The 5,753-nt window shown below is 44.3% G+C and carries 6 protein-coding genes; 5 read left to right on the top strand and 1 reads right to left on the bottom strand.

Annotation, left to right across the window (positions count from 1 at the left end):
• A partial coding sequence (locus A3761_RS08435) for a LysR family transcriptional regulator (protein ID WP_156491752.1) occupies positions 1-547 on the bottom strand: 547 nt, incomplete at its 3' end.
• Between the two features lie 167 nt (positions 548-714).
• Here A3761_RS08435 and ahpC point away from each other — a divergent pair.
• The 5 genes from ahpC to A3761_RS08410 form a co-directional block, all read left to right on the top strand.
• Positions 715-1,272 (top strand): alkyl hydroperoxide reductase subunit C, encoded by a 558-nt coding sequence (ahpC, locus tag A3761_RS08430; RefSeq protein ID WP_368664618.1) that lies wholly within the window; start codon positions 715-717, stop codon positions 1,270-1,272.
• Between the two features lie 89 nt (positions 1,273-1,361).
• Positions 1,362-2,930, top strand: coding sequence for an alkyl hydroperoxide reductase subunit F (ahpF, locus tag A3761_RS08425; RefSeq protein WP_068510428.1), 1,569 nt, complete (start codon positions 1,362-1,364; stop codon positions 2,928-2,930).
• Positions 2,931-3,065: 135 nt separating this feature from the next.
• Positions 3,066-3,995, top strand: a complete 930-nt coding sequence (locus A3761_RS08420) for a GGDEF domain-containing protein (protein ID WP_068554784.1) — start codon at positions 3,066-3,068, stop codon at positions 3,993-3,995.
• A 191-nt stretch (positions 3,996-4,186) separates the two neighbouring features.
• Entirely contained in the window at positions 4,187-4,747 is a 561-nt protein-coding gene (locus A3761_RS08415; RefSeq protein WP_068509249.1) for a TetR/AcrR family transcriptional regulator, read from the top strand.
• A gap of 121 nt (positions 4,748-4,868) precedes the next feature.
• A partial coding sequence (locus A3761_RS08410; RefSeq protein WP_068750109.1) for an NADH:flavin oxidoreductase occupies positions 4,869-5,753 on the top strand: 885 nt, incomplete at its 3' end.

Below are 5,753 nucleotides of genomic sequence, written 5' to 3'. Positions count from 1 at the left end.
TGATTTCATCTAAACCTGATTGCTCTGCATCATTGCGCGTCAGCCAGTAAAAGTCTTCTTGAAAGAACTCAAAGGCTAACAGTCCGTCATGTGGATAGGGTAGCGCCAGAATTGCGGTATCAATCTCGCCTTTGCGGATCATGTCTACCAGGACATGAGACTGCTCTTCGATAATTGTCAGTTTGAAGTCAGGGTATTGTTGGCGAAGTGCAGGTAAGACTTTGGGAAGTAAGTAAGGCCCGACTGTTGGAATGACACCAACCGTCATCGGATGATTTAAAGGCGCTTTCTGGTTTTGCGATAGTTGATAAAGGCTGTCGACTTCCAGTTTGATACTTTGTGCCCGTTGCAGAAACATCTTTCCGGTGGGGGTAATCAGTACCTTCTTATTGTCTCGTTCGAATATTTGAATATCCAACTGCTTTTCTAATTCACTTAAGGCGGTGCTCAGTGCTGACTGAGATACTGAACAGGCTTCAGCAGCTTTCTTGAAGTGCAGCGTTTTCTCGACAGCCAAAGCATAGTGAATTTGCTTGAGTGAAATCATGGTCTTGCTCTCTTCTCACAATAATAGTGATGAGTTTAGATCAATGTTCAGTTTTTTTGAACATCACCTTTTATTTAATTCAATTTATTTAATTCTTGTTCGCGCTTAATCTTATTCCTGTCGAAACACACAACACAAACTTAATCGAGGAATACAACATGGCGAACATGATCAACAAATCAATCCCTGAATTTACTGCTCAAGCTTTTCACAACGGCGAGTTTAAAGAAGTGACAACTGAAGATGTAAAGGGTAAGTGGGCAATCTTCCTTTTCTACCCAGCAGACTTCACGTTTGTTTGCCCAACTGAGCTTGAAGACATGGCGAAGCACTACGAAGAGCTTCAGAAGCTAGGTGTAGAAGTTTACTCAGTTTCGACTGACACGCACTTTACTCACAAAGCATGGCACGACACGAGTGAGGCGATTGGTACGATCAACTACCCAATGATCGGTGATCCAACAGGTGTCATTACTCGCGGCTTTGATGTAATGATCGAAGAAGAAGGTTTGGCACTACGTGGTACTTTCCTAGCCAACCCTGAAGGCATCATCAAGGTTGCTGAGCTTCACGACCTAGGTATCGGTCGCTCTGCAAAAGACATGGTTCGTAAGGTCAAAGCGGCTCAATACGTAGACCAACATGACGGCGAAGTATGCCCAGCAGCGTGGGAACAAGGTGAAGAAACATTGACTCCAAGCCTGGATTTGGTTGGCAAGATCTAGTCTGCATTAAACGCTAAATAGCAGTATCTCAGGAGGTTCATATAAGAGCCTCCTGAATCTCCAAAGGTATTTAAAACGAGGATAAGAGAATGTTGACGAATGACATTTTGAACGCGCTTAAAGGCTATACCGCCAATATGCAGAATGATATCACCTTTGTTGTGCAAACAGGTGAGCATGACAAAAAAGCGGAGTTGATGGAATTTCTCAGCAGTTTCGCATCGGTTAGCGACAAGATTTCACTTGAAGAACGTGATATAAAATCAGTATTGCAAAGCCCGGTAAGTTTTTTGTTAGAACGTGATGGAGAAGATACGGGAATTCGGTTCTCCGGTATTCCTGGCGGTCACGAATTCAATTCGCTAGTGCTTGCGGTGCTTCACGCTTCGGGTACTGATATGAAGTTGGATGATTCAATAAAGTCGATCATAAGTGGTGTACAGGAAGCACTTAACTTCGAAGTCTTTGTAAGCTTGAGTTGTCACAATTGTCCTGAAGTGGTCCAGGCTTTGAATCAGTTTGCTTTGGTCAACGATAAGATTACCACTGAAACCATTGATGGCGGTGTCTATCCGGACTTGATCGAAGAGCGAAGTATTCAAGGTGTGCCTAGTGTTTACTTGAATGGTGAAGTATTCGCTAACGGTAAAATTGACCAGGCAGTCCTACTAGAGAAATTGATGGCTAAATACCCCGACATCACTCAGGCAGCAGAGCCTGCTGAAGCACTACCTGTTCAGGATGTTGTTGTGATTGGTGGTGGCCCGGCAGGTGCAGCATCAGCGGTGTATAGTGCTCGAAAAGGTTTGAAAGTAGCGATCATCGCAGATCGGATTGGTGGACAGGTGAAAGACACTATGGGGATCGAAAACCTGATCTCTGTGCCTAAAACAACCGGCCCGGAATTGTCTACGGCTTTGGAGCAGCATATTAAAGAATATGACGTGACCGTCAGAGAACACTTACGAGTCGCGAACATCGAGAAAGGCCAGGGGGGTGAAAACCATAAGATTGAACTCTCTTCGGGTGAAGTGATCGAAACCAAGACGGTGATTGTTGCGACCGGTGCAAAGTGGAGAGAGCTTGGCATTCCTGGCGAGAAGGAAAACATAGGTCAAGGTGTTGCTTACTGCCCGCACTGTGACGGACCGTTCTTTAAAGGTAAGGATGTTGCTGTTATTGGTGGCGGAAATTCAGGTGTTGAAGCGGCTTTGGATTTAGCTGGTATCGTAAAATCTGTCACAATCTACGAGTTTATGCCTGAATTAAAGGCTGACAAAGTCTTGGTTGAGCAAGCTAAAAAACGTGAGAATATTACTATTCTGCGTAATGTAGCGACCAAAGAAGTCTTGGCTGAAGGTGGCAAGGTTGTTGCCTTAGCATACGAAGATCGTGATAGTGGTGAAATTAAGCGCCAGGAATTATCAGGCATTTTCGTCCAAATAGGCTTGGTGCCCAATAGTGGCTTCCTGGAAGGCATTGTAGAAATGAACGCCTATGGCGAGGTAATTGTAGACGCCAAAGGTCAGACTGACGTACCAGGAATCTTTGCCTGCGGTGACGTGACGACCGTGCCTTATAAACAGATCGTGATCGCTATGGGGGAAGGTGCCAAAGCTTCTCTTGCAGCCTTTGACTACTTGCTAATGCAAGGCTAGCCTAAAAAAGCCAGTCCCAGGTATATTGAGCCAATTGGGGCTGGCTTTGTTTTACTAGCGGTAAATCTTCTCTAGACTTTACTTTCTGCTCTGTTATGTTTGTATCAGACCATGACATAGCCAAGCAGACCCTTAATGAAAATTATTGAGCCCAATCTCTGTAATTGTGAATCCTTAGTGGATTTGATCTATGCAGAAACCTCCAAGAATCTTGATGAGCGATTTGTTCGCGCGGTCGGCAAGTTATTAAATCCCGGTTATGTCCGTTTATGTCTTGGGGATTATAGACTCAGTACTGAGCTTGTCGTGCTCGCCACTTATCAGCCAGTCTCTGGTGCTAAATCCGAATCAAAGGTTTCACTTAATACCAAGGCTCTAGCAGAGCCGGAAACGGTATTTCCGATACATTTGAGTACCGGGCAAGAAATTAGCATGTTGCTGGATATAGAGCCGAAAGTCAGTTTGATCAATCAAGTCGTTCAGCTCATCGCGGTTTATGTTAATCAACATGGCCATTTAAATCGATCTAATAAAGACCAGCTTACAGCTTTAAAAAATCGCCGCTCCTTTGATCTCGAATACACGCAATTAACCGATAATGCTAAGTCGAATGATGAGAATGTTATTGCTGTATTGGATATAGATCATTTTAAGTCAGTGAATGATCGCTTTGGGCATGTTATTGGCGATGAAACCTTAATTGCTGTTGCCAACTTGATGAAAGATTTTTTTGAGCGTGATGATTATCTTTATCGCTTTGGTGGTGAAGAATTTATTATTTTGTTGCAGGGTATGGGGCGCTCAGAGGCTGCGGATTTACTAGAAGATTTGCGCAGAGAAATTGCTGATCATCACTTCCCCCAAGTAGATCATATTACGGTTAGTATTGGTTTTGTCCTTCTGGCTCATAACTGCGATAGCGTCTTACTATTCGAAAGAGCCGACGCGGCGCTTTATCATGCCAAAGCGAGTGGGCGTAACTGTATCAAGAACTATAAAAACTTAGTCGACAAAGGTGAAATAGAGGCTATCGATAATCGCTCTGGTGATATTGAGTTGTTCTAGCCATTCATTCAAGTCTACATAGCATCTAGATTAACTCACGTCAACTCCCATATCCGGGGTGCCGGCCGGTAAGCCAGGCTTGCGTGAGGTGGTTGATGTTCAATTTTTTAGCATAGGTTTGACAACCTGCCTTCAGGTAGGTAAGGTGTGTTTAATAATTGAACAAACTATTTTAGTGAAGTGGTTCCCTGATGAATACCAAGCAACGTATTGTCGAGTTTTCTGCTGATAAGCTTCGGGACCGTGGCTTTGATGGCTTCAGTTATTTAGATATATCCAGAGAACTGGGCATTACCAAGGCGAGTGTTCATCATCACTTCCCTAAGAAAGAAGATCTCGGTCTGGCCCTATGTGATTGGACGCATGACTGGCTTAGCCAAGGTCTTGCTTATTTCGACCAACGTGCAGCAAATCATTGGAATAAGCTGGAACGTTATTTAAGTGCCGCGATGAAGCACGCCTTATCTGAGCAGCGAGTATGCCCAATTAGTGCCTTCTATAATGACTTAAGCAAACTGCCAGACTCTATTAAGGTGCAGATAAAGAAGCTCGACGATATAGAGCTTGCTTGGGTCACGAAGGTCATTGATGAAGGTATAGAACAGGGTGAATTTGCTGAGCTTGAAGATACGCGAGCAATGGCTGCGCTATTTATTTTTAGCTGCAAAGGCGCGCTTTATTACGCTCGCCTACATGGCCAGGATTTGTTTCACCAAACAATGCAGCAATATGAGAATTTAATTCGCAAATAAAGGTTTGAGCACTTGTCCTTTGACAGCGTGTTGCAAGCCTTTTCTTTTGCTTAATAAGCCTACCTTCAGGTAGGTAGTTTGCAATAGTAATAGCTTTGAAAAGTTAAGATAGGAGATTTATATGAGTAATGTTAGCCCCTTATTTGAAACGCTGGACTTAGGTAAATTACAACTAAAAAATCGTATTGTGATGGCGCCGATGACTCGCACATTTTCACCGGGTAACGTCCCAAATGAACAAGTTGTCGCGTACTACGAGCGTCGTGCTGAAAATGATGTGGGCCTGATCATTACAGAGGGCACCCCAGTTGGTCATAAAGCTGCAAATGGTTATCCTAATGTCCCCTTCATGCATGGTGAGAAAGCATTAGCTGGCTGGAAAAAAGTAGTTGATGCGGTTCATGCGAAAGGTGGAAAGATCGCGCCTCAGCTGTGGCATGTAGGTTCAGTTCGTAAAGAGGGCGTAGAGCCTGATAAGTCTGTACCGGGCTATAGCCCTTCTGGTTTGTTTAAGCCAGGCAAAGAAAATGGCGTAGCGATGACGCAGGAAGATATTGCTGAGGTTATTGAAGCTTTCGCACAGGCTGCTGAAGATGCAAAAAGTATTGGCTTTGATGCTGTGGAAATACATGGCGCGCACGGCTACCTAGTTGACCAGTTCTTCTGGGAAGGAACAAACCAGCGTACTGATGAATATGGTGGTGATATGCTCAAGCGAACTCGCTTTGGGGTTGAGCTTATTCAGGCTGTCAGAGCTCGGGTCGGAGAGGACTTTCCGATTATTTTACGTTTCTCTCAGTGGAAGCAACAAGACTATGAGGCACGGTTGGCCAACTCTCCAGAGGAACTGAAACAATTCCTACAGCCTTTATCTGAAGCCGGAGTCGATATTTTCCACTGCTCAACACGCCGATTCTGGGAAAATGAGTTCGATAACTCTGACTTGAATCTTGCTGGTTGGACTAAGGAGTTGACAGGTAAGCCGGTAATCACCGTTGGTAGCGTT

It is taken from the genome of Oleiphilus sp. HI0123, from assembly GCF_001635315.1.
Note: the sequence above shows the minus strand (reverse complement) of the source record. Positions and strands in the feature narration are given on the sequence as shown.

Excerpts from the sequence above, each read along its gene's own strand:
- A3761_RS08420 (WP_068554784.1), top strand. The coding sequence starts at position 3,066 with ATGAAAATTATTGAGCCCAATCTCTGTAATTGTGAATCCTTAGTGGAT.
- ahpC (WP_368664618.1), top strand. The coding sequence starts at position 715 with ATGATCAACAAATCAATCCCTGAATTTACTGCTCAAGCTTTTCACAAC.
- A3761_RS08415 (WP_068509249.1), top strand. The coding sequence starts at position 4,187 with ATGAATACCAAGCAACGTATTGTCGAGTTTTCTGCTGATAAGCTTCGG.
- ahpF (WP_068510428.1), top strand. The coding sequence starts at position 1,362 with ATGTTGACGAATGACATTTTGAACGCGCTTAAAGGCTATACCGCCAAT.